At 69.8% G+C, this 23416-nt stretch carries 13 protein-coding genes; 1 reads left to right on the forward strand and 12 read right to left on the reverse strand.

Features of this window, described 5'->3' with window-relative positions; genetic code table 11:
* Positions 1–25 precede the first annotated feature (25 nt).
* From CMC5_RS21760 to CMC5_RS21805, 10 genes are all read right to left on the reverse strand, one after another.
* Positions 26–790 carry a hypothetical protein gene (locus CMC5_RS21760; protein ID WP_050432216.1) on the reverse strand — a complete coding sequence of 255 codons (765 nt, stop codon included), beginning with the start codon at positions 788–790 and terminating at the stop codon, positions 26–28.
* A 130-nt stretch (positions 791–920) separates the two neighbouring features.
* Entirely contained in the window at positions 921–2153 is a 1233-nt protein-coding gene (mltG, locus tag CMC5_RS21765) for an endolytic transglycosylase MltG (RefSeq protein WP_082362682.1), read from the reverse strand.
* Positions 2154–2305: 152 nt separating this feature from the next.
* Positions 2306–5254 (reverse strand): alpha/beta hydrolase-fold protein, encoded by a 2949-nt coding sequence (locus CMC5_RS21770; RefSeq protein ID WP_218920028.1) that lies wholly within the window; start codon positions 5252–5254, stop codon positions 2306–2308.
* A 201-nt stretch (positions 5255–5455) separates the two neighbouring features.
* Positions 5456–7006 carry a VWA domain-containing protein gene (locus CMC5_RS21775; RefSeq protein ID WP_050432219.1) on the reverse strand — a complete coding sequence of 517 codons (1551 nt, stop codon included), beginning with the start codon at positions 7004–7006 and terminating at the stop codon, positions 5456–5458.
* Positions 7007–7065: 59 nt separating this feature from the next.
* Complete coding sequence (locus CMC5_RS21780; RefSeq protein WP_050432220.1) at positions 7066–9558, reverse strand: NAD(P)-binding domain-containing protein; 2493 nt, start codon at positions 9556–9558, stop codon at positions 7066–7068.
* Positions 9559–9727: 169 nt separating this feature from the next.
* Entirely contained in the window at positions 9728–11533 is a 1806-nt protein-coding gene (locus tag CMC5_RS46600) for a DUF4215 domain-containing protein (protein WP_218920030.1), read from the reverse strand.
* An 11-nt stretch (positions 11534–11544) separates the two neighbouring features.
* Positions 11545–14631 (reverse strand): vWA domain-containing protein, encoded by a 3087-nt coding sequence (locus CMC5_RS21790; RefSeq protein WP_050432222.1) that lies wholly within the window; start codon positions 14629–14631, stop codon positions 11545–11547.
* 355 nt (positions 14632–14986) lie between these two features.
* Positions 14987–17416: a cyclic nucleotide-binding domain-containing protein gene (locus CMC5_RS21795; RefSeq protein WP_050432223.1), complete on the reverse strand. Its 2430-nt coding sequence runs from the start codon at positions 17414–17416 to the stop codon at positions 14987–14989.
* Entirely contained in the window at positions 17416–20601 is a 3186-nt protein-coding gene (locus CMC5_RS21800; RefSeq protein ID WP_050432224.1) for a serine/threonine-protein kinase, read from the reverse strand. Before CMC5_RS21800 ends, CMC5_RS21795 begins: the two co-directional genes overlap by 1 nt.
* Complete coding sequence (locus CMC5_RS21805; RefSeq protein ID WP_050432225.1) at positions 20598–21917, reverse strand: serine/threonine protein kinase; 1320 nt, start codon at positions 21915–21917, stop codon at positions 20598–20600. Before CMC5_RS21805 ends, CMC5_RS21800 begins: the two co-directional genes overlap by 4 nt.
* 155 nt (positions 21918–22072) lie before the next feature.
* Between CMC5_RS21805 and CMC5_RS21810 the strand changes: the two genes are divergently transcribed.
* The gene (locus CMC5_RS21810; RefSeq protein WP_156338778.1) at positions 22073–22267 is read left to right on the forward strand and encodes a hypothetical protein; all 195 of its coding nucleotides are present in this window, start codon (positions 22073–22075) and stop codon (positions 22265–22267) included.
* 39 nt (positions 22268–22306) lie between these two features.
* Here CMC5_RS21810 and CMC5_RS21815 read toward each other — a convergent pair whose 3' ends face one another.
* On the reverse strand, positions 22307–23200 hold the full coding sequence (locus CMC5_RS21815; RefSeq protein ID WP_050432227.1) for a PARP-type zinc finger-containing protein: 894 nt from the start codon (positions 23198–23200) through the stop codon (positions 22307–22309).
* A 21-nt stretch (positions 23201–23221) separates the two neighbouring features.
* The gene (locus tag CMC5_RS44810; protein WP_156338779.1) at positions 23222–23386 is read right to left on the reverse strand and encodes a hypothetical protein; all 165 of its coding nucleotides are present in this window, start codon (positions 23384–23386) and stop codon (positions 23222–23224) included.
* Between the last annotated feature and the right edge of the window lie 30 nt (positions 23387–23416).

Genomic DNA, 23416 nt, shown 5'->3' on the forward strand with positions numbered 1-23416 from the left:
ATCTCTGCGAGCCAGGGGGGAAGCGTCAGGGGGCGGACGAGGCCGGCGCCGCGCCGATCGAGATGTCGACGTCGTCGATCTCGACACCCTTGAAGCTCGCCGAGTTGCTGCACGAGGAGTCGTAATTGAGGGGGCAGGTCGCGCCGGTGCACTCGTTCTTGATCGTGGTCTTCACATCACCGACGACCGCGGAGCCGTCGATGGCGAGCGTGACCGTGACGGTCGAACTCGAGATGAACTTGATGCCGCTCGGGAGATCGACGCGGCGATCATCGATGCCATCCCCGTCCTCGTCGATGACCTGCGTGCGGTCGTCGATGCCGTCGCCATTGACGTCGACCTGCGGATCCTCGGTCTTGTCGTTCAGCCCGTCGCGATCCGCGTCGACGAACGTCTGCTGGTCATCGTCGATGCCGTTCCCGTCAGAGTCGAAGATGGTCTGGCCGGGGGGATACTCGACGTCGGTACGGGTGCCGGAGAAGTTGAAGTTGTCGCCATCGACCGTGCCGGCGATCACCCGGGTGCCCGTGTCGAGGAAGGCCTCCTCGTCGCTCGCGATGTAGAGCAGGAAGGTCGCGCCGGTCCGGAACGTCGTCGTGTCGTCCTTGATCGCGTCCGGGATCTTGCCGCCGGGATAGCAGCTCGCGTCCAGTTTGGCCTCGCTGGAAGCGACCCGGTAGCCGACGTAGTCGCCCGGGCCGAGCCCACCGCACGATGCCGTCACCGCGGCGAGAGATCCGAGAAGCGTGGCACGACCGAGCGCGCGGCGAAGGTTTCGGGGTGTAAGCATGTCAATTCTCTCCTTTGTCATCGAACGATCCCTCGGGGACCGTGAGTCGGGAGCTCCCCCACTCGACTCGGAGCATTACCCCAGATCGAACGGGGGTGCCTACTCCTGAGCCATCCCTCGACGACGGTCGTCAGCGCGGGGCGCCCGCGCTGGCGGCTCGGAGGCGTCGGACGCCCTCGTTGTGGGCTTCGAGACTCTCGCTGAAGGTGTGCCGGCCTCCCCCTGTGGCCACGAAGTAGAGATATTTCGTGGCTGCAGGCGAGAGCGCTGCGACGATCGAGGCCTCTCCCGGGTTACCGATCGGCCCTGGCGGGAGCCCCGGGTGAGCATAGGTGCTGTACCGGTTCTTTGGATCTCGAACGACTTCCGGGGTCGGCTTGCCCGTGAAGCCCGCGCAACTCGGGGCGTCGGCCGGATAGGCCACGCAGCCGTAGAGCGAGGTCGGGTCGGACTGGAGGCGCCGAGAGCGGAACGTGGGATCCAGGAGCCGGTTGATGAAGACGCTGGCGATGAGCCGGCGCTCGTCATCGACCACGGCCTCTTTCTCGATGATCGACGCCAAGGTCAGCACCTCGCGCCGTCCCCAACCGAGCGAGGCCTGGAGGGTTGCGAGGCCCTCCTTGTGCTGCGTGGCGAGCGCTTTCCAGCGACGATCGGACTCGGACATCAAGCGACGGGCCACCTCGCGGGCGTCGCTGTCGAGCGGGATCTCGTAGGTGGCCGGGAACAGGTACCCCTCCGCGCTCTCCACGCCGACGCTGCCAGTGCGCTCGATCCCGACACGCTCGAGCAGCTCTGCATCCGAGGTGGCCGCGAGGAAGGCGCGGCGGCCCGCGACGTGGAGCTTTTCCAGGCGCGCCGCGATGTCGTAGCGGTTCCATCCCTCGGGGATGACCACCTTTGCCTTCGGACGATCCGGGGCGCGCTGCAGGAGCGCCCTGACCTCGCGCGCGCTCAGCCCTTGCCACAGCAGGTGCGGCCCAGGCACGAACTCCTCGGTTCCACCCGTGGCGTGCAGGTAGAGCGCCATCCCCCGCTCGCCGCGCACCAGGCCGTCGGAGGCGAGCAGCGCTGCGGCCTCCTCGGCGTCGAGGCCTTCAGGCCAGTTGATCTCCACGAGCCCGCCGTGGTCCGGCGCCGTTGCGCTGCCATAGCCGATGACGAGCCCGACGGTCAGGAGGGCGACCAGCGCGAAGCCCACGGCCATACCCGCGAGCGCACGTTGCCACCCCGGCCTGGGCTTGCGCCGCGTCCCACGCGACTTGCTCGCGGCCTGCTTGCGCGTGGACGACGGGGGAGAGGGAGGCTGCTGCGGGCCCTCGGGGGCTGCTGTGGACCGGCGACGCGCCTCGCCCCCCTGCATGGGGGTGTTGCTCCGTCGATTCGATGCGCCAGAGGTCGCCGTGGTCTCTCGACGGCTTCCAGCCCGCACCGGCCTGGGTCGACCGCTCACCCCCGGAGTGAAACCTCGAAATACGGCCCGCTGTCAACGCCGCGTCGCGCCGACGCCCTCCGTCAGTCCCAGGCCTCCCCGAAGAACCCACCGTCGAGTGCGGGCCGCCGGTCCATCAGGAGATCCCCCTTCTGCGCGGTGATCCGCGCGTCGTACACCACGAAATCCGGCGCCAGGCGCGGCAGGAAGCGGCTGTACGCGGTGCCCCGGAACGTCACACCTGCGTGGAGCACGAGGTACTCCGCAGCGTCCCGCGGGTGGGGCCAGATCAGCGAGACGCCCACGTGGGGCCCCGCGTGGCGCTTCCCCCGCAGGGTGAGCGCATCGTCTTCGAACTTCACGGGCAGGTCGCCGGCGAAGAGTGCGGTCACGCGGTTGCTGGAGGGGCTGCCCACCAGCACCAGGGTCCGGCCGGTGAGTTCGGCTTCCGTGATCTCGGTGTCGGCTTTCACCGGGTAGCGTGTTTCCGCCCCCGTGGCGTGGATGCTGCCGTGATACGCCGCCACCGCGCGGTTCGTCTCTGTCTGCGCAGGATCCAGCGTGCCGTACACGATGAGCTGCTGGTGGCGGAGCGCGTCGTCGAGCGGACCCGACACGCCAGGCCGCTTCTTGCCGGCTCGCGGAGGCGCTTCGTCCGAGCGCGTCCACGCTCCCCTACGCCGGACGAAGAACGCTTCTCCTGCTCGTTCGCTCACCTCGATGGGGGACTCTCCGTCGAGCACTACCTGCGCTGTGCCGCCGTCGATGGTGCCGATCCCCCGAAAGTCGAGCGCCAGCGCCTCCACGTTGCGCGTGGTTACCTCGACCCGGCGCGCGTCCTTCACCCAGTGCGCGTCGATCTCGCCGCGCCGAGCGCCGTCTTCCCGTCCGACGAGGCGCACCCAGAAGGCGCGATCGTAGCGGTGTTCTCCGGTCACGAGGCGAACCCGCGGGGGCACTTCCGGGCGTCGGCGTGCCGTGAGCCACGAGATCATCCGACCGCGCTCGTAGCCGTGATCCCACACGTTGTGATCGAGATCGTCCTGCAGATCGAAGGTCACCGGGTTGCCGAGCGCCCGGTAGCGATCGACCACCACGCGGGATCGGTCGGGACCGTCCTTGCCACCGTGGACCACGTGGAGTGGCAGGTGCAGCCCGTTCTCCGCGTAACGCACGATGTACCGCTGATCGATGAGGCGATCCTCCCACGGGGCGTGGGGCACGCCGCGCACGTTGCGGTAGTCCTTCAGGTTCGGGTAGCCGCACAGGGGAGCGGCGGCCGCGAACCGGTCGGGGTAGTGCAAGGGGACCGTGAAGGCCACGGTGCCACCCAGGGAGTAGCCGGTGAGCGACACGCGGCGAGGATCGACGCGGTAATCCGCCTCGATGGCGTCGATCACGTCGAGCGTGTCCTGCTCGCCCAGCGGTCGCGGCCCCGCGTTGCCGAACCCCCAGGGAGCGGCCAGGATCGCGCCTTGATCCGGGAAGGCCGGCAGGTGCCGCGCCGCGCGGGCGCGATCGGATGCCATGTCGGGTGCCTCGCCGATGAGCGCCCGCAGCGCCACACCGGGAGGGTTGTCGAGCCCGTGTGCGACGAGGACCAGGGGCATCGGTGTCCCCTCCGACTTGTAGGAAGGCGGTACGAACACCAGGTATGGCTGTAGCGCTCCGTCGACCTTCGCGCGGTAGGCGCGGTGCACCACGCCCGTCTTGTTGCGGTACGGATCCTGTCCCTGTAGCAGCACCTTCGCGAGCGACTTTGCTTCTCTCGTGTGCGCACGCAACCACGGCAGATCGGGATGCGCTTCGGCGAGTGCCAGCTTCAGGGTCGCCACGTGGTGCGTGAAGCTGTCACGACTCCCCGAGGGAAGATCCGGCCGTGCAGCGGCAGTGACGGCGGCGTCGAGCGCGATGATGCTTCGATGCAAATCTCCCCGGAAGACCAGCGGCGTCCGTACCTCGGCCAGCTTGTCGCGCCCCGAGCTGGCGGCACCAGGCTTCGCGGACGGGCCGGCGGGGGTCGTTGCGTCGGCGCCCCTCCCGGTCGCTTCGAGGCGTAGCCTGAGTTCGGCTTTGCCCGCTTCCTCGAACGGCGCGACCATAGAGACCGACGCGCCTTCTCCCGTGAGCGATGCGAGCGGAACCGCGCCACGACCCAGCACGTCTCCCTCGCCCTTCTTGCCCGTGAGCCGGGCCTCGTAGCTCAGCTCTCCGAGCCGACGTGGCCAGAGGCCTGGCGCCTGCAGGTGCGCTTCCACCGCGAAACCTTCGGCGATCGCGCGCGGCGACCAGCGCACGTCGAGCAATTCCTCCGGCGCGCAGTCTTCCGAGGCCGCCGACGCGAACCGCAGATCCGGCAGCGGCTCCCCGCGCGCGCCGCGGACCCGGAGCCACAGGCCTGCAGGCGCCGGCTCGAACTGCTCGACGACGACCACCAGCGTGTTCACCCCCGCGCGGAGCTCGGCGTCGGCGATGACCTCATCCTGGAGAGGCTGCTCGTTGCCCGGCCGGCGACCTTCGAGAGCGATCGCGCCGTTCAGGTAGACCCGCGCGCCTCCGCGCATCCCCACCAGCACCGTCACCGGCCTCTGCTGCCCGCTGACGAGATACCCGGCGAGCACGGCCCGTCGCGTCTCTCCCTTTCGCTTCTTGTCCTTGGTGAGGACGGTGACGAACCCTCTGGCGGCGCACAGAGAGGTGAGCTTGGGCGCATCGACGCCCGTGAGCACGGCGTCAGGGTGGGGAAGCTTATCGAAGGACTTCGTGGAGAGCGGCTCTGTGGCGCCCCAACCGTTCAGCCAGCCTTCACCGCGGACCGTGTGGAAACGGGCTGGATCGAGCTTTCCTCTCGGCGAGGCGAGGCCGACGCAGCGGCCCTCCAGGCACAGCGTGTCGACCTCACAGCGGGTACGCTCGAAGCTCTTCCCCTCCTCGTTGCAGACCTCCGAGGTCACCTCGTCCACGCAACGGGCCGTGCCAGGGCTGCATGGGTTTCCAGCCGACGCTTGCGAGGGATCGCTCGTGGCAGCCACGCCTGGGTCCCCCGTCATCGAACTCGCTGGGGGAGTCGCAGTTCCTGGGGGCGGGGAGCCCTGACCACACCCTGCCGCGAGACCGAGGCCCGCAAGCACCTGCCACCACCTGAAGCTCATCTCGGGACCGGCGCGAGCCTACCTCGCCATGGCTTCACGAGGACCGGAAAGGTGATCCTGGGACGCCCAGCGTCCCCCGCGTCAGAATCCCAGCTCGAGCGCGTTGCTCTCGTTCCGCTTCACCGCCGTCTGACCCGCGCGGGTGTTCTGGGGCTCCGCAGGGGGGGCCGCGGCAGGTCCCGCGGCGACCTGTCCGCTCCCTTCCACGGGCATGGCGGGGGTCGCGAAGCGTCGCGGGGCATCAAAGTCGGTGCTCGCGCTCTCCAGGGCCGCGGCCTGCTTGTCGAAGTCGCGCCCGACGTCGGCCGCCCGCGCCTTCGGTGCGGCCGACTTCGCCCGGGTCGCCTCGCTCCTCAGTGTCGCCCGCTGGTCGTCGAGCTTGCGACGCGCCTCCTCCACGCGGCCCTGCTTGAACAGGAAGTTCGCCTGCTGCAGCGTCTGCGCCGTCTCGCTGCGTTGAACCCTCCCGGCCACGATGCCATCCAGTGTGCTCGCCAGGCCGGGATCGTCGGTCACCTCCAGCGCGAGCTTGCCCGAGCAGCGGCCGTCGGTGCTCTCGACGAGATCCCTGTACGTCATCCCCACGTCGGCGATCGCCGTCTCCCCCAGCTCGGGCCGGGCCAGCCGTACCTTGAGCAGGGCCGTCTTCACCTCGCCGCGGGAGAAGCTCCCGAGGGGGACCGTCACCCGGTTGCCGGCACGCCGGAACGTCCGGTCGAACACGCGGTCGAGTTCCACGCCGGGCGCCAGATCGACGGCCAGCTCGACGCCGCTCGCGACGGTGGTCTTCAGTGCCTCCGCCTCCTGCTCGAAGATCCGGGTGAGCTGCGAGTCGTTCTCCGCGAAGTAGTGGCGACCGTTCGACTCCTGCGCGATCGCGGTGAGGATTTTCTCGTTGTATGCGATGTCGACGCCGATGGTCGTGATGCTCACGCCCCGGTCGTGGGCGCGTTGCGCGATGGAGCGGAAGCCGGGAACGTCGCGCACGCCGTTGTTGGCGTCGCCGTCGCTGAGCAGGAGCATGCGGCTGACCCGGCCCTCGCTGCGCTGGCCGAGCAGCGAGAGGCCCTCGTCGACGCCGCAGGAGATGCAGGTGTCACCGCCGAGGGTGATTCCGCGGATGTCCGCGATCACGCGGCTGCGGGTGCCCGGGCCGATGGTGGTCGGGGGGACGATCACGCTGGTCCTCGTGTCGAAGGCCACCACGGAGACCACGTCGCCGTCCTGGAGCTCGTCCACGGCACGGACCGCCGCCTGAAGCGCGTTCTGGATGCGGCTGCCCTTCATCGAACCCGAGCGGTCGATGACCAGGGAAAGGTTGGCCGCCGCCTGCGAGTTCGCCTGGCTGCCCTCGTTCTTGACCTCCAGCATCAGGAACGTCTCACCCGCCGTCTTCAGCAGCCGCGGGTGCCCCAGCCGGCCTTCGAGCATCAGCGTCCCTCCGGTGGTGAACCGGCCGAGGTCCGAGGAGAGGTCGCCTCCGACGGCGACGGTCGTCCCCTGGAGAGCAGGGTCGGTCGTCGCCACCGGATCGACGGTGGCACGCCCGCCTGGCGGGGTGAGGGAATAGACGGAGACGCTGGTGAGCAGCATGCCGAGGGCGGAGAGGACGGCGATCTTCTGCGGTGTCATGGCGCTCCCTGGGGGGATCCGGCTGGATCCGCTCTGACAACGGTGGACGGCTGCCGAACTTACGCTGGGCGGCCCGAGGGTCCGGCCTCTTCGACGCGAGGCGTGGCCAAAGGTTCTGTACTTTTTGCGGACGTGCCCCCTTCGCCGGTCGCGGCCCCCACCCGCACCCCGGCTGCCCGCAAGGTGTCCCAGGGCGGGATGCTCCCGATCAGCACCAGCACGGCGTCCACCAGGAGCCCGCGCCGCCCGCGCGGGGAGGCGAGCGTCACCTGGACCGCGCTTCGCTCTGCGGAGGCGAGCGCCGCCACATGGGTCTCCAGGGCCAACGTGAGCCGTGAGGCGGTCGCGAGGCGCTGCACCTCGTCGATGTTCCTGGTCCTACCACGGCGGAATCCGTCGGCTCTCGCGGCGAGCGTCACCGTGGTCCCTGGCTGGCGTGCCAGGGCGATCGCTGCCTCCATGGCCACATCGCCCAGACCCACCACCAGCACCCGCGTCCCGGCGAGGCTGCGGGCGTCGGCCAGGTGGTAGTAGACCCGATCCTCGACCTCCGACGGCACCGGGACCGGCAGCCGGCGGGGCGAGCCACGCTGACCGATCGCGAGCACCACCCGTCGCGCCCGGCGCTCGGTCCGTTGCGCCGTGCCGGGAGCCGCCTTGCTCTCTGTGACGGGCTCGGTGACCATCACGAACCCCTCACCCGTAGGATCGCGCTGCATCGAGATCATCCGCGTCTGCTCCAGGATGGGTAGCCGCTCCTGCCGGACCACACGGAGCCACTGCGCGAGCAGCTCTTCCTTCGTCGACTCCTGGAGCCACAGCTTGCCGGTGATCGGCAGGTCGAGGGGCTGATCGAACACCAGCTTGCCCCGGGGGAAGCTGCGGATGCTCGCCGCGACGCTTCCTTGCTCGATCACGTCGAAGCGGAGCCCGAGCTCTTTCGCTCGCAGCGCCGCGCTGATCCCCGCAGGGCCCGCGCCTACGATGATCAAATCCAGAGGCTCGTCGCGTGTCGAGGCGTCGCCTTCCGAGCCGCGATCACCACCGCGTCCCGCCCAGGGGGCCGCTTTGCGCAGGCCTGGGGCTCGCAGCTCCATGGCCGCTCGTTCGGTGGCGCGCGCGCCCTGCTGGATCGCGTTCTTGATCAGCGGAAGCCCCGTGATGTCCCCCGCGAGGTACAGGCCGGGCATGTCGACGCTCTGCAGATCGTCGTCGAGATCGGGGCGATCGTCCCGCCGCGCGCCGTCGGTGATCGTCAAGGAGCCGTTCGGGCAGCGCTGCTCGCAGAGGGTGAGCCCGCAGCATGCCTCGGGGCGGGCCACCACGGCGACGTAGCGCTCGATCGCGAGCACGTCGTAGGGACAGGCATCCACGCAGGCGTAGCAGCCCAAGCAGGTGCTCGTGTCGATCTGCGGGAGTCGCACCCGCTCTGCTGGTCGGAGGAGCGATGCGGACACCATGGGAGCGCGCTTTCGGCGTCGCTCGCGCCAGCGCCTCAGCCCGCGCTCGCCCAGCATCCAAGCCATGGCGGCGCCGAGTCCGGTACCTGCCCACCCGAGTGAGCGTCCCGCCGCCGAGCCGATCACTCCCGGTATCTCGGGCGTGGCCCGCGCGATTTCACGTGCTGCGGTCCATGCGAGAGCGCGGTCATCCGTGTGCTGCGCTCGGCACACGCCCTCCCCGAGTCGGGCGCGCCTCGCTGACTCCGACTCGATCTCGGGCAAGGTGAGCTGGTGCTCGTCGAAGCAGACCACCGGCTGCGCGTTCCCCAGCCGCGTGCCATCCCGCGGGAGGCACCGCGCCACCGGATCCCGAGGGGCGCCGAGATCGTGGCATCCCACGCAGGATCCAGCCGTCACCAGCGCGACCGTCGCCTCGCGGGTGGGCCGGTAGGTCGCCTCCAAGCCTCCCTCCACCTCGGCCTCGGCCCCTGGCGCGAAGCGGAGCGGAGGTGCGTCGGGGCGCAGCACCACGCCTTGATCTCCTCGATGGATGGTGTGGCACGTCGCGCACGTCATGTTCCCGCGGGCGAGCTGTTGCTGGTGACCGGGGCGGGTCGACCCGTGCGCCCCGTGGCAGCTCGGACAAGCCCGAGCTGCTGACGGAGGCTCCTGCGCCGGTGAGAGCACTGCCCCCGGTACCTTCGCGGGTGACTTCTGCGCGGCACCGGCGCTGGCGTCACCCAGCCTGCTGTCCGTGGGCGCGTGACACGACGCGCACGAGAGCCCCGCCTGGACGTGCGGCCTGGAGAGGGGGCCGGCCGAGCCATGGCCGCCGGGTGGCGGGAACACCAGTGCCGCCACGGCCGCCGCGGCCGCTCCGACCAGCGTCGCCGCCAGCACCCCCTGGAAGCGGGTGACGTCCGAGGTCGCCTCGCTTCGCCGCGCGGCGCGCCCGCGTGACGGCTCTCGAGGCTGAGCGGCCCGCGCGCGCGGATCGGACACCTCGGCGCGGTAGAGCGTCGACGAATGACCAGGTCGCGGGGCGCTGCCGGCAGGAGGAGGGCCGGAGGGCTCCCCGTCGAGGCGGCCCGAGGGCTCCGTGGGGGGCACGGAGGCGGCGGCCTTTCCAGGGGAAGGGGGAGGGGAGGGGGACCTCATCGGAGGGGCAAGGGACTCGGACGGGGCCGATGGCTGCTCATACGATCGAGCCCTGTCTCGGGATCTGCCCGCGCGAACCACGTGATGGTGGCGGGGCGTGGTGCGCAGCGCCGTTCGAGGTTCACTGAACGGTGATCGCCAGCGAGTACACGAAGGTGTCGTTCGGCTTGACCGGCGAGGAACTCACCCGCACATAGTACGTGCCAGCGGCGAGGCCCCCTTGCTGGACCACGGAGCAGTACCCCAGCCCCGAGTCGTCGTCGTAGTTCAGCATGGTCGTCCCATCGGGAGCGAGGATCTCGGCGTAGCTGTCCAGCCGGTACATCGCGCAAGTCCCTTGCCCCGCGTCGCCCACCACGGCCCGCAGCAACGAACTCGGCCCTGGTACCGTCACCGCCACCAGATCGACATCTCCCGCGGGCATCACCGCGGCGCGCCACGGTGACGTGTACGGGTTGGCCTGTGCGGCGGTGTTGTTCGGCTCGACCTCGCTCAGCTCGAGCTGGCAGGTCGGGCTGCAGCCGTCACCGGCCACGGTGTTTCCGTCGTCGCACTGCTCGCCGGGCGTGACCACGCCGTTGCCGCAGACGTCCTGGATCATCGTGACGTCGAGCCGGTAGGGGAAGTAGCTGCCCCCGGAGCGGGACACGCGCAGCACGTAGTTGCCGGCGGGGAGAGCGGGCGCGACGACCCTGGAGCAGCGGCCGGGTCCCCCGTCGTCGTCGCTCGCGAGGACGGTCGCGCCGTTCGCGCTCAGCACCTCGATCTGCGGATCCATCTGGTTGTTGACGCACGCCAGCGCGTTGACCTCGTTCACCTCGGCCACGAGCGAGGCCCCGCCACTCGGTACCGTCACCCGGATGTGGTCGACGTCCGTCGCGGTGTTGATCTGTCCGACGAAGGGTGTGGTCAGTGGGTTGGCGGTTGCCGGTGTGTCGTTCGGCTCGACCTCGCTCAGCTCCAGCGCGCACTGGCTGCTGCAGCCGTCGCCGGAGTCCGCATTGCCGTCGTCACACCCTTCACCCGGGTCGATGAACCCGTCTCCGCACATCGGCGTCCGGCTCGCGGCCGAGAGCGTGAACGTCCCCGCTTCCTCGCCGCCCACCAGCACATAAAGCGTCTGCCCCTGCGTCACCGGGATCGACAGGAGTTCCGGGCTTCCGACGCCGCTCGCGAGGTTGGCACAGCCGAGCTCCGTGGCCACGCTGTCGCAGGTGCTTCGCACGGCCAGGGCGAGGTTCGTCGACGACGACGCGTACATCTGCACCTCGAGCAGTCCCGTGCGCTCCGCCGTCACCTCGTAAGTGACCGTGGGCCCCGCGTCGTCTCCGAGGCAGCTCAGCGGCGCCGTGAGCGAAGGGTGCCCTGCGGTGACGCCGGCCGTGCTGCCTGGATCCGCCAGCACGACCGGCTCGGCGCACACGGCCGCGCAGGCCGCGGTGCAGTCGGGATCGGTACAGTCGATGAGCCCATCCAGATCGTTGTCGAGCCCGTCCTGGCACTGCTCCGGGCTGCTACACGCAGCGAAGTCGAACGAGCATGTCGACGAGCACGCGAGGTTTCCGCTCTCGTAGCCGAACGACACGCAGGTCCGCGCGTCGAGATCGTCTCCATCGCAGTCCTCGAAGCCCTCGCGCACGCCGTCTCCGCACACGGCGATGACGCCTCCTCCCGCGCCGCCGTTTCCGTGCCCAGCGTCGCCGCCGGCACCAGCGTCGCCACCAGCGCCGCCTTCGCCGCCCGAGCCCCCTCGTCCTCCGACGCTGGTGCCCGCGCCGATGCCCCCGGTGGTCGAGCGCGGCGGCAACCGATCGTCGTCGCCGCAGCCGCCGGTGAGCACTGCGAGCAGGGCGGTGCCTGCCAGCGCCGCCGCTGCGCGCTTTGCCGTCGATGTCACGGCGCGTTCGCGCGCAACGAGGCCTCGCAACCCTCTCCTGCTCATTCCGAGTACGGGCATGAGTAGGTGACCTCCCAGTTGTGTATCGTCGGCGCCGACAGCAGGTCGGAGCTGGGATTCATCGTCATCGTGAGCTCGAGGATGTCCTTGCGTGCATCGGGCAGCTCACCGAGGCGGGTGTACAGGTTCACCGGGCACTCGGGCGACGGCCCGAGCATCGTGCAGACCTGCGTGTTCACCGGGTTCGCGTGTGCCGTTCCGAGAACGTGACTCGTCGCCGAGGCGATCCCGGCCGCGGTGTCGGCCGTCTTCGCAGAGAACACCACGCTCGTGTTGCTGGGCGTCGTCGTATCCCAGCGCAGGAAGCCCCACTGCACCTTGCTCCCCGAGGGGCAGTCGGCCTGGTAGGTCTGGCGGTACACGGTCTCCTCGAAGCTCGCGACGCAGCCACCCGTGAGCCGCGCTTGCACCCGCGCGCCGAGATCCGATTGCACGGTGCCGCAGGTCGTCGGGCAGAGCCGAGCAAACATCGGGTTCGCCGGGTTGTCGATGTACCACCCGTTCGCCACGCAGCTCGCAGCGTTGGGAACGCGGGTGAGCGTCGTGTCTGTACCGCCACCGCTCGTGTAGATGATCTCCAGATCGTCGATGGTCACCGTCGGATCGTTGTTGTTCTGCAACGCGACCGGCACCTGCACGTCGCAAGGCTGCACGTCGCCGCGGATCGACTTCAACGCGGACTTCAGGCTCGTCTCCAGCGTGCTTCCGGTCGTGTTGAAGAAGAATCCACGACCACCACCTTGCTGTGCAACCTGCACGACGAAGGCCTCCTGGGCTTCGCCGAAGCCGATCGGATAGGTGCGAACGCCGGAACCGTGAAAGCCCGTCTGTGCGATCTGCGCCATGGTGGTCCACTCGTTCGGATCGCAGTGCGTCGCGATGCCGTCGGAGATGAAGATGACGATCACCTCTTCCTCAGGGTGAGCGATTTTGCGCTGCGTCGCCCAGTAAACGGCCCCATCGAGGGCGTTCCGAACCGGGGTGTCGCCGCAGGGGCGTTGATTGGTCAGTGCCTGCAGGAGCGCCGTCTCATGTGGATCCCCTGCTCCGGATTGCTCGGTGAGCGTGCCGAACAGGCGAGGTTGGGCGCAGCCATTGATTGAACCGAGAGCCGCGCACGAGCTGGGATTACAGATGGCCGGGTCGTTGTCCGGCCAGAACCTCAACGCCACATTGATTCCGGCGGAGGTCGGATCCTGGAAGAAGCTCCCGAGCGCATTCCTGAGCGGATCCCAGCGCTGTCCCTTGACGGTGGAGAGGGCCGTGCCATTCGGACAGACGTTGTTCGTCCATTGAGTGGGGTTCGGGCATCCGGACCCCGTGCAGATCATCGACGTCGATACGTCGACCGCGACGAACATGGTCAGCTTCTTGATGAACGACACGTTCGCGTTGGCGATGCACCCTGGCGACGTACAGGCGTCGTTCTGGTAGACGCTCCAGTTGTTGCCGCAGAAGCACTCCGGGATCGTGTTGTTCGGATTCACGCGCAACTCCGAGCCGACCGGCAGGGAGTCGCAGCCCGGGACGGCGATGCACGAGCCAGGCGCCAGATCCTGCGTCAAGGTCAGCGAGCATGCGGGGGTTCCAGTCGGCCCGCTGCACGCTGCGAGGATGGATCCGGGATCGCTCGAAGGGATGCTGCCGGTGTTCGGAGGGTAGCTATTGACCTGCAGCGTCCATCCCGCTGGCACCGCGGTGTTGCCACGGTTGCAGACGGGGACTGTCCCGTCGCAAGGGACGCTGACCGTGAGGTCCACGCCCGAGCAGCTCGGGTTCGTCTGATCGGGCAGGTAGGCGACGCAGCGACCCTTCGGAGGGCACTGCGTGCCGCTCTCGATCTGGTACTGCCGGACGCACTCGTCATCCCAGTAGCTCGAGCAGCAGTACGCATGCGGCGAGCCTGCGGCGCACATGCTTCCGAAGCCTGTCGTGCAGTTGTTGGTGAGTCTGTCACCCGAGTAGCAGGGGCTGTGCACACAGGTTCCTGGTGCAGCATCGCAGTCGAGGCCGCAGATGCTCTGAGCGGCATCGACGCAAGCTTGCGTCCACTTGGGGACGGCACACGTCTTCGGCGAACAGGCTGCGGTCACACGCGTGACGCAGGTGGCGTTCCAGTTGGACACGCAAACCTGGCTGCTGTTGCAGGTGTACCCGAGCGTCGGGTTGCCGCACGAGTTGCCCGGGGCGCAGCTGCAGGTATGCAGCACGGGATTGCACTCGCTGCCAGCGCCGAAAAGCGACACGCACTGCGCGGTGGTGTTGCACGTGTACTCGCAGCACCCTGGCCGCGTTGCGCACACGTTCCCCGCGCAGGTGTCGCATCCTGCTTTGAGGGGAGGCCCGGCCAGGCAGAGATCGTGACCACACGTTCCTTGATAGGTCGTGAGGCAGCACTCCGGGTGCTGTGCGCAGACCTTCTGTACGCACGGGCTGCACTCCTCGAAGAGGCCCACCGCAGGGGAGCCCGCGGTGTTTCCGAGGTTGCCTGTACCGCATGGGTGATGAGCGCATGCGAGCGGGCTCGCTTCCTCGCAGAACTGATCGAACTGGCAATCCTCCGTGGTGGAGCACGGCTCGGTCGTTCCCAGATCGGCGATCGCGGGATCGAGGCCGTTGATGTCGCCTGTGAACCACGGGAACGGAGGCAGATTCGAGCCGATCGTGATCCCACCTGGTCCAGGATCCTCCTCGAACACCTGGCAGCTCGGATCGCAGGGGTTGTCGACGCAGATCCCTGGCATCGACAGACTCTTCGGCCGCGGCAACCCATCGTCTTCGTGGGTCTCCTCCGACGGCTTCGGCGCCCGGATGATGCGCATCTCGCCGCCGCCACACGTGCTCCACGTGCCGCCCACGCAGGTCTGCGTGCCGTGCTGGCAGGTGACCACGCCGTTGTGCTCGGCGATCGTGATCGAGCAGTCTCGCTCTGCTCCATCGGTGCAGCCGTTGTTGCCGCCCGTCGTGGTCGTGGTGTTCCCGCCGCTCGGCGACGGCGGCCGGAGCGGATCGTCACCGTCGCTGCACGCGCTGCCGAGAAGGATCCCGCCGACCGAGACCGCTGCCATCAAGAGAGCGCTCCGAAGCCAACCCGGAGCCGTGCCCTCCCGGAGGCGTTTGCCCGTCCAACTGGTCGAGTGACCGCCCATTTGCTTTCTGTCCTCCAGTAAGGCTGCCGCGAAAAGTGTACCGTTCCGCTGAATGCAAAGTCCAGGCCTCAGGGTTGAGCCGTCGGCCGCCGCAGCCACATCCTGACTCATGCTGCGGGGACCAGCTCCTTCGCGGTGTGTTGGCGACCCAAGCGTGTCGGGGTCAGCAGGAAGTTTCGCGCTCTGCAACGGTTGCGTACTCGTCATCACGCACGAAGAGGTACGACCCGTGCGCACCCACGCCCCGTGCTTGCCGTGCCAGGAGCGGCGGTCGTCAACGGCCGAAGCGTCCGGCCGTCGCTGCGTGCAGCAAGAGCAGCGCGAGCGCCACTCCGAACGTCACGATGTGGATCGGGAGCCCGACGCGCAGCGCACGCGACAGCCAGCGCTGCGCCGGGAGGGCGCGGAGCTCCACGACGATCCGGATCAGTGTCGACAGCCCTGCGAGCCGCTCTGCGCCACGCCCTTCGAGCAAGGTGTCGATGCGTCCGCGGACCGCCTGCTCTTCTGACCTCAAGTTTCGTCCCGAGACCAGCAGCGAGAGCGATCCGAGCGGGCTCCTCGCATACGGGAGCAGCACCTTCTCCGCGATCTTCTTGACCAGCTCACTCTTGCCGCTCAGCTCTCGGTACAGGCGGTCGAGCAACACGTTCCGCGCACCGGTGAGATCCTCGGGGAGCGCTGCCGTCCGCTCGATGCGCGCGAGCCGCTTCGGGAGCACACGGTAAACGATGGCGGTGTATCCCCCAGCGAGGGCGCTGATCCAGAAGACCAGGTGCAGCGCCGCCCCGAGCGTCGGTCGACCTGCGCGCGGAAAGGGCGCGTGTGCGATCACGAGTCCCGCGGTGAGCAATCCCAGGCACAGGTGCATGGCGAGCTGCGGCTTCACGCGGCTCTTCACCGCGGTCTTCGCGCCGCCCTCCTCATTACGCTCCCCGCGCCCTTCTCGTGCGGGACCCTTCCGGAAGAACCGGACGCCGCGCTTGGGGACCGCGTAGAGCAGCAGCAGCACGAAGCCCAGCGCCGCGAGCACGCCCGCGCCCCACCCGAAACCCGTCGCGGGTCGCCACACGCCCCGCCCGTGCATCTCCACGCCGGCGAACCCCATCCCGGCCGCGATCAGGGCGCTCCCTCCGAGCACCGCGCCGAACGATGGTCCTCTCGTCGGAGCATGCGTTCCTCGTCTCTCTGCCGTTGCGGGGCGCGGATCGCCGAGCAGCGAGCGCACCTCCGCGATCTCCTCCGCCGGGTTCACCCGCGCGATCGCGCCGACGGGGCACGACTGCACGCAGGCTGGCCCCGCTTCGCTGCGGCACAGATCGCACTTCACGGCGACCTCGGCGCTCCGTCCCATCGACGCGATGGCTCCTGGCTCTCCGGTGAGTTCCGTCGACGCGGCTGGTCTCGTCGACCCGGCCTGGGCACCCACTTTCGAGTCGCGTGGCGCCATCTGGATGTTGTCCCAGGGGCACGCTTTCGCGCACGCCCCGCAGCCCGTGCAGAGCGCCTCCCGGATGAACACCTCTCCTGCGGGATCCTTACCGATTGCCCCCGTGGGACACTCGAGCATGCAGGCCGGGTTCTCGCAGTGCTGGCACGAGTTCGGGAGCAACAGGCTCCTCGGCGCTGCGACCACGCTCGCTCGATCCGTCGCCTCCGCCTCACCCTGGGCCGCGATCTTGTCCCCGCGCCGGATCAGCCGCGCGACCCCCTGGTGCGTCTCCGCGCACGCCCACGCGCAGTGCCCGCACCGCACGCACGAATCCAGATCGATCACGAGCAGCGAGCGCGCCACCTGGAGGCGATAGAGGTCCCGGAACAAGTGCGCCGTGTGGTGCTGCGCGAGCCCCGCGACCACCGCGTGCTGCGCCGCGTGCTGCGCCCGCGCTCGTGCTCGCAGCAGGTCCAGGAGTTCGGGCCGACGCCGCTCCAGCGCCCGGAACGCCCGCGCGGGGACCACGAGCAATGTCGACGCGCCGCTCGCCACGGCGCCCGTCTCCCGGGGCGTATCCGCCGAGAGTTCCTCATGACCGAAGAAGTCACCCCGCGTGAGGTATGCCCGGACGTGGAGCCGCTCGTCCTCCTCGGTCTGGAGCTGGATCATGCCGTCCGCGACCAGGAACAGCGCGTCCGCGGGATCCCCCTCCCGATACACGGGCTGGCCTCGACCCATCGTTCGGTACGTCACCGCGTCGAGCAGCGCGTCGACGTCCTCCATCCCCAGATCCCGCGTGAACGACAGCGTGTTCAGCAGATCCCGCGTCGCGCTCCTGCGCAGCCCCCGTTCCATCTTTTCGGCGAACTCCGCCTTCCCGGAGCGCGCCGCCGCCCGTCGAAAGATCGTCACCGGGATCTCCGCCGCAGCGCCGGCTTCCACCGCGATCGCCGTCGCTCGCCGCGCCGACCCCACCGTGGCCTCCTCGCCGAACGCGCTGCCCGCGCCCGCCACCCGTAGCTCCGACTCCAGCTCGTCCCCGCGACGCAGTGCGCGCAAGCTCACCCGCCCCGAGGCGACGACGAAGAACGACTCGCCGCCGTCTCCGGCGCGGTAGAGCACCTCCCCAGCCGTGACCGACCGCAGCCGCCCCGCCTCCGCGATCTCGCGCAGCGCCCTACCATCCAGACCCCGCAGCACCGGCGCGTCCAGCACCGAAGGCGGCCAGGCCGCAGGGCTCCCCGGGACCGGCTCCGTGCTCGCAGCCATCAGCGGATCTCCGCCTCGGCCCGCTCCAGCTCCACGATCTCCAGCCGAGAGAGCATCTCATGGGTCACCAGCGGCCCGCTCGGCCGGAGCCCTCGCTGCGCTTGCACCTGCTCGTAGTCCGCGAACCCCCGGATCAAGAACGGCGGGAAGGCGCGGAACAGCAAGCGGGCCTCGACCTTGAATGGCCCTCGTCGACCGCTGGTCGGTAGCTCGTACGTGTACTGGATCGGGACCCCGGGAGGTGCCGAGCGCGTGTCGATGATCGCGTCGGGCGCCTTCGGCTCGCCGCGTCGCGCGTCGAGCGCCCCCACGGGAAAGAACGTCTCGAAGAGGGCGTTCATCCCCGTCAGGTTCGATCGGCAGGCGCCGGTGTCCAGATCGTAATCTCCGTCCTCGTAACGATCCGCGCGCAGCGACCCCTGGCCCGGCCCGGGCTGACACGACCCGTCGGCCGCGATCTCCCCGATGCAGCGCACGCAGCGCAGGAACCCGTTCTGGAAGTTGATCAGCCCGCGTCCCCGGAACGACGTCCCCCCTTCGATCGTCGGCGGACGCCACTCGGGGTGGTCGGGCCCATCGCGCACGTCGGCCCCGAACAACCCCGCCGGGCGGCCTTGCGCATCCAGCCGATCCGGACGCGTTCCCACCCGCACGAACACCTTGTCGCGCAGATCCTCGTCGGCCCGGTCGACCCGCCCCACCTCGTACACCACCCGACCGCCACCATCACGTACCACGAGGTGAACCCAGATCTCGCGCTCCTGGCTGAACCCGGCGGGCACGCGGTGCCCGGCGCCCACGTTCTCGATGATGACCGGCACCGTGAGGCGTCCCCGCTCCTCCCGCCCCGCAGCCAGCTCGAGGCGGAACGTGTGGCGCAGCAGCAGATCGCGCCGGTTCCGCACCCCCACCGGCAAGCCATGGACGTCCACGCCCTCCTCTCCGAGCAGCGCGCCCACGAAATCATCACCGAGCGGCACGTCGACGCCGGTGAAGTAGTGGTTCGTCACTTCCTTCAGGGTCGACGACGCATCCGCCACCCGCCCGCGCGCCCACGTCCCTGGCGCCCGCGCCTCGAACCGCGTGCCTGGCGGACACCCCTCACGCGCTGCATCGGAGGCCGAAGACCCACTGGCGTCGGGCACGCACACCCCAGGGAACGTGCTCATGTGGCACCCCTGGCAGCTCGCCGGCTCCCGCCCTGCGCGGGCCTCCTGTTTCGACCACGCCACCCACTCGGAGTAGGCGTTGCGCAGCCGCTTGAAGTGCTCTCCGCGTGGCGCATGCACCGTGTCGCTCCCGAACAGGCGCACGTCGTGGCACGACCCACAGAACTCGCTCGACTGGAGGTATGCCTTCACGCTCGCCGGAGGGCGCCGGTGAACGATCGGATCGTCGGAATCGAACCTCTCTCGTACCCCGTCGGGCTCCGTGCCCGTGCTGCGCGCGCCGGGTGGCAGGAGCAACGTATCGGGACGCATCTGGTAGCCGCTGTTCGCGATGCCGAACACACCGCGCGTGTCCTCGGGCCGGCTCGCGAACACCGCGCCGGTCACGAACGAGCGCCACGTCGGGTTGCCCTCGTAGCCGCCGCTCCCGCGCGGGCCGACGGGTCCGTGCACCTGGTGGCAGAACCCGCACGAGATCCCCTCCAGCCCTTGTGGTCCGAGCAGATCGCGCACCGGCAGCCGAGAGCGCGGGTCTCCGCCGGCGCGCCCGTCCCACGCCGGCATCGCCCCCTCCAGAAGCTCGCCAGGGCTGTGGCAGTTCACGCACCAGTGCTCACCGCCGGTCCCGGCCTTCACCACGCCGCTCTGCCGATCACGGCAGGCCCGCTCCGGATCGGCTCGCCTCAGGAACCCTGGCCCGTTCGGGCAGTCCGCGTCGCGTCCGTTCTGCTCCTCGATCAGGATCTCCAGCGCGTTGAAGAGAGGGCTCTTCACCGCGTGCGCCATCACCGAGCGCCGCCATTCCGCGGCCTGTCGGCTGTGGCAAGCCGCGCAGTCCTGCGCCAGCGTCTCCTGAGGACCCAGTGCGCGCACCGCGAGCAGCGCCGACGTCGATCCGCTCGCTTGCGGCGCCTCTCCCCGTGCGAGCCAGACCGCCGTCGCCGCCACCACCGCGCCCACCAGAAGGGGCCCGACGCGCCACAGCCTGTCCTGCCAGCGCGTCTCTCGCGTCATCTCCGCGGCTGTTCCTGGAGACGCGTGTCCTGCGCGCTCCCCGGCTCCTGCACGCTCCCCGGCCCGTCCTTCAGCCCCCCGCGCGCACCGCGGCCTGGCGAGCTCCGCATGCTCGCCGCCGGCGCCACGCTTTCCTGCGGGTCGCGACGCTTCGTGTGTCGTGCGACGCGCGCTCGCGTCGACACCCTCGTCTTCGCTCCGGAGGAAGCCGCGGAACATCTCCACGATCTCCTGCGCCTTCGACGGTCGCCTCGCGGGATCCGGGTCCAGGAGCCGAAGCACCCGGCTCTGCAAGCCAGGGGGCAGCGAGGTGGCCACCGCCTCGGCGAACGGCGGCGGCTCGCGCTGCGCAGCCTCGACCATCGCGTGCCTCAGCCCGGCGCCCGAGAACGGGTGCTCCCCCGAGAGCAGCCGGTACAGGATCAACCCCAGCGCGTAGCGGTTCGCCGCGCCATCCCAGATCGCTCCGTCCGCCTGCGCAGGCGGTGTCCACAGGGGCGACACCTCGCGCGAACCTCGCGTCCCCGCCGTGCCTCCACCGTCGGCGCCCACCAGCGCCTCGACCAGCGCCGTCGCGTGCAGCGACGCCGACCGCTCGCCCTCCTCCAGCCACACCGCCTGCGGCGTGAGCGGGCCGGGGAACAGGCTCGCCTTCTCGCAGGCCGAGAGTGAGAGCGCGAGATCCAGCGCCAGCGCGACCGCCTCTTCCCAGGGCCACGGGCCCTTTCGGTCGTGGAGCCGCGAGGCCAGCGTGACCGGCCTCGTCGCGCGGCACAGCCAGACCCCCTCTGCATCGATCCCCCCGTCGACGAAGCCTCCGACCCCAGCGCGTCCCAGTGCGAGCAGTCGCCGACCGAGCGCCTCATCGTCCGGTGGCAACCGCCACAGCTCTTCGTCACCCGAGCGCCAGCAGGTCGCTCGACCGAGGTCGGGGAGCGCCTCGTCCACCGCGTGCCCTGCCTCGCCGGGCGTACGCCGAAGAAGGGCGCCCTCGCGGTTCACCGGGTCCTCCCTGGCCCTTGCAGCGCCGATGCCGTCGCCGTCGCGTTCGGACTCGGCGACAGCGGCTCGCTCGTGGAGCGCAGCAGGTACGCGCCCATGCCCGCCAGCGCCGACAGCCCGACGATGATCCCCACCGCCAGCGCCGTGGAGAGTTCCCGGGGCTTGTGGACCTGATCGAGCAGCGCGATCGTGTCCATGCGCGGCGCCCTCGCCCCATCCTCCCGTCGCCTGGAAGCCTCTCGTCCCGGCCCCGATGAGCGCTCGGTTCCTGGACTGGGCGCCGTCGCCCGCGCTCCTCCGTCGTCGAGCAGCGTGGCGCCTGCTCCGCCCCCACCTTCGGCCATCCCGGAAGGTGCAGAGGCCTGCTCCGCGCTCGCCTCGGAGCGCGAGCCTTCTCCCTCCTGGCTCCTCGCTGCCGCCACGCGCGGGCTCGGCGACGGTGACGTCACGCGCGGACTCGGTGTGGGCGCCGTGGCGCGACCGCCGCCTTTCCCCGGCGCGGCGGCGGGCTGAAAGGGTTCGAGCCGCTCGACCACGTCCTCGGCCATGTAAGGCCGATCCTCCGGGGCTTTCTCGAGGAGCTGGAACAGGAGCTGCTCCACGCCGCGCGGCATCCCCGCGCGCACCTCGTCCGAGAGCGACGGCGGTTCGGCCGTGCATTGCAGGTTCAGGAGCTGCCGCGGTGACGCCGACTGGAACGGGGGCGCCCCGGCGAGCATCTCGTAGAGAACGAGCCCCAGGCAGTAGAGATCGGCCCGGTGATCGATGGAGCGCGCGTCGATCTGCTCCGGGCTCATGTACTGCAGCGTTCCCACGCTCTGCGTGTTCGTCTGGTGCAGTGCTTCGATGACCTTGGCGATGCCGAAGTCCATCACCTTCACCGCCCCGTCGCGCAGGATCATGATGTTCTCGGGCTTCAGATCCCGGTGGATCACGGGCGGCTCCTGCCCGTGCGCGGCGGCGAGCGCCGACGCCACGGACGACGCCACCCGCACCGCCTCGGTCCAGGGCAGCCGCCCCTCGCCGCCGAGCACGTCCCGCAACGTCCGGCCGTCGAGGTACTCCAGCACCATCACCAGCTCGCCATTCACCTCGGTGCTCGCGAGGCTGCGCACCACGTTCGGGTGCTCCAGGTGCGCCAGGATCTGCATCTCGTTCAGGAACAGACGCCGCCCCTGCTCGCTCCGCGACAGCTCTGGCCGGAGCACCTTCAAGGCCACGCGCCGCCGGGAGAGGCGCTCCTCGCCCTCGTACACCTTGCCCATGCCCCCCTCGCCGATGAGCCTGCGCACGAGGTAATCGCCGATCTGATCCATGCACCTCTCCTCCCCGCAGCGGCGGGGACGCCCCTACATACGGACGAGCTGCCCTCAGGACTTACACCTGGAGCGTTCAGGGTAACCTGTTCCCTGCAGATCGGAGGGGACGATGTAGGGTGGACGTCACCGTTCGCGTCGCCCAGGCTTTCCTCATGAGCCAGAAGACCCGCTCCCAGGTGCTCGAAGATTCCAGGCGCAAAGGGGTCGTCGCCGGGGCGGCTACCGCCGCGACCGTCGTGGCTGGTGTGGCCGTCAGCCTCTCCGCAGGGGCGATCTGTGCGGTGCCGGCCGCGGTACTCGGTTACCGCTGGTGGAAGCACCGGGCCGAGAACGGTATCCGGTTCTGAGTCGCTCAGGGGCGACGGTCCGATCCGGGAAAGTGGGGATCAAACGACCGGAGGCTCCTTCTCGACGCGCTGGAAGGCAGTCTCGACCTCATCCCAGGCCACGTTGGCCGCCTCGGCGGTGTGCTCGCGGAGCGCCGCCACGAGCGCCGACCCCGAGCGCCCGTCAGATCCCTCCAGCAGCAGCGGTGCGCAGGCCAGATCCGCGAATACACGGCGCGGCCCGTTGGCCTCCGAAGCATGCTCGTTCGCACTCGCCCGCAGGCTCCCCTTGGGGATGAGCTGCGCGCACACCACGCACTTGGCCCGGCCCGTGGGGGCCCGCTCGAGCGCAGGCTGCGGCTCGCTCTTCAGCGCTTCCCGCGCGACGCGCTCGAGTTCTGCGCGATCCGGGATCTCTTCTGTGACCTTGCGCAGCGCCCGCAGGAAGCCTCGTCCCTTCGTCGCGCCGCACGCCAGGTGGTGCCAGCCGAGGCCCGAGAACGACGGCACATCTTCCCCGAAGCGCAGCGTCCCAGCCTCGATCGCCTTGCCGCAGACCCGGCAGCGGGATCGCCCGGACTTCGCTCGCTCGATGACGTCGGTCTGATCCTGGGTCACCCGCACCTCGGTCGCGCCCTTCGCCACCGCCTCCTTCAGCGCCAAGGCGACCGGGGGAACGTCGTACGCGAGGTGCAAGCGTCCGAGATCGTCGTCGAACTTCTGCTTCCCGAGCCAGGCCGAGAGGGCGGCGAAGGAGCGGAGCGCGCGCCGCGCCGGCTGCCAGATCATCAGCTGGCCGATCGGCAAGAACCAGGCACCCGACGCGCGGACCCACGCGAACTGGTCGAGGTCGGCGGCGATGACGAGCTCCGCGACGGCTTTCCCATCGCTCTTCGGGAGGTCGACCGGGACCCCGCCGACGTCCGTGTCGAGGTGATCGATGACAAACCCCATGCTCGCTCCGGTTCCTCGATGTCAGGTGAAGAACGCCCACCGTCGTGGCATCACGTCGGCCTCGATGGGCTCGTCGCGCCGCGTCGGCGTCACGCTGGCTCGTGTCGACCCGGGCAAGAAGAGGCCTTGCTCGGGTACGAGCGAGCCGACGCGGCGCACGCTGCCACGGACCGTGATGAGGGCCAAGAGTTCGTACGCGTCGTCATGGACCGCGAT

Origin of the sequence: Chondromyces crocatus, from assembly GCF_001189295.1 — a bacterium.
Taxonomy (GTDB): Bacteria; Myxococcota_A; Polyangia; order Polyangiales; family Polyangiaceae; genus Chondromyces; species Chondromyces crocatus.

Excerpts from the sequence above, each read along its gene's own strand:
- CMC5_RS21810 (WP_156338778.1), top strand. The coding sequence starts at position 22,073 with ATGAGCCAGAAGACCCGCTCCCAGGTGCTCGAAGATTCCAGGCGCAAA.
- CMC5_RS21760 (WP_050432216.1), bottom strand. The coding sequence starts at position 790 with ATGCTTACACCCCGAAACCTTCGCCGCGCGCTCGGTCGTGCCACGCTT.
- CMC5_RS21805 (WP_050432225.1), bottom strand. The coding sequence starts at position 21,917 with ATGGATCAGATCGGCGATTACCTCGTGCGCAGGCTCATCGGCGAGGGG.
- CMC5_RS21795 (WP_050432223.1), bottom strand. The coding sequence starts at position 17,416 with ATGGCTGCGAGCACGGAGCCGGTCCCGGGGAGCCCTGCGGCCTGGCCG.
- CMC5_RS21790 (WP_050432222.1), bottom strand. The coding sequence starts at position 14,631 with ATGGCAGCGGTCTCGGTCGGCGGGATCCTTCTCGGCAGCGCGTGCAGC.
- mltG (WP_082362682.1), bottom strand. The coding sequence starts at position 2,153 with ATGCAGGGGGGCGAGGCGCGTCGCCGGTCCACAGCAGCCCCCGAGGGC.
- CMC5_RS21815 (WP_050432227.1), bottom strand. The coding sequence starts at position 23,200 with ATGGGGTTTGTCATCGATCACCTCGACACGGACGTCGGCGGGGTCCCG.
- CMC5_RS21775 (WP_050432219.1), bottom strand. The coding sequence starts at position 7,006 with ATGACACCGCAGAAGATCGCCGTCCTCTCCGCCCTCGGCATGCTGCTC.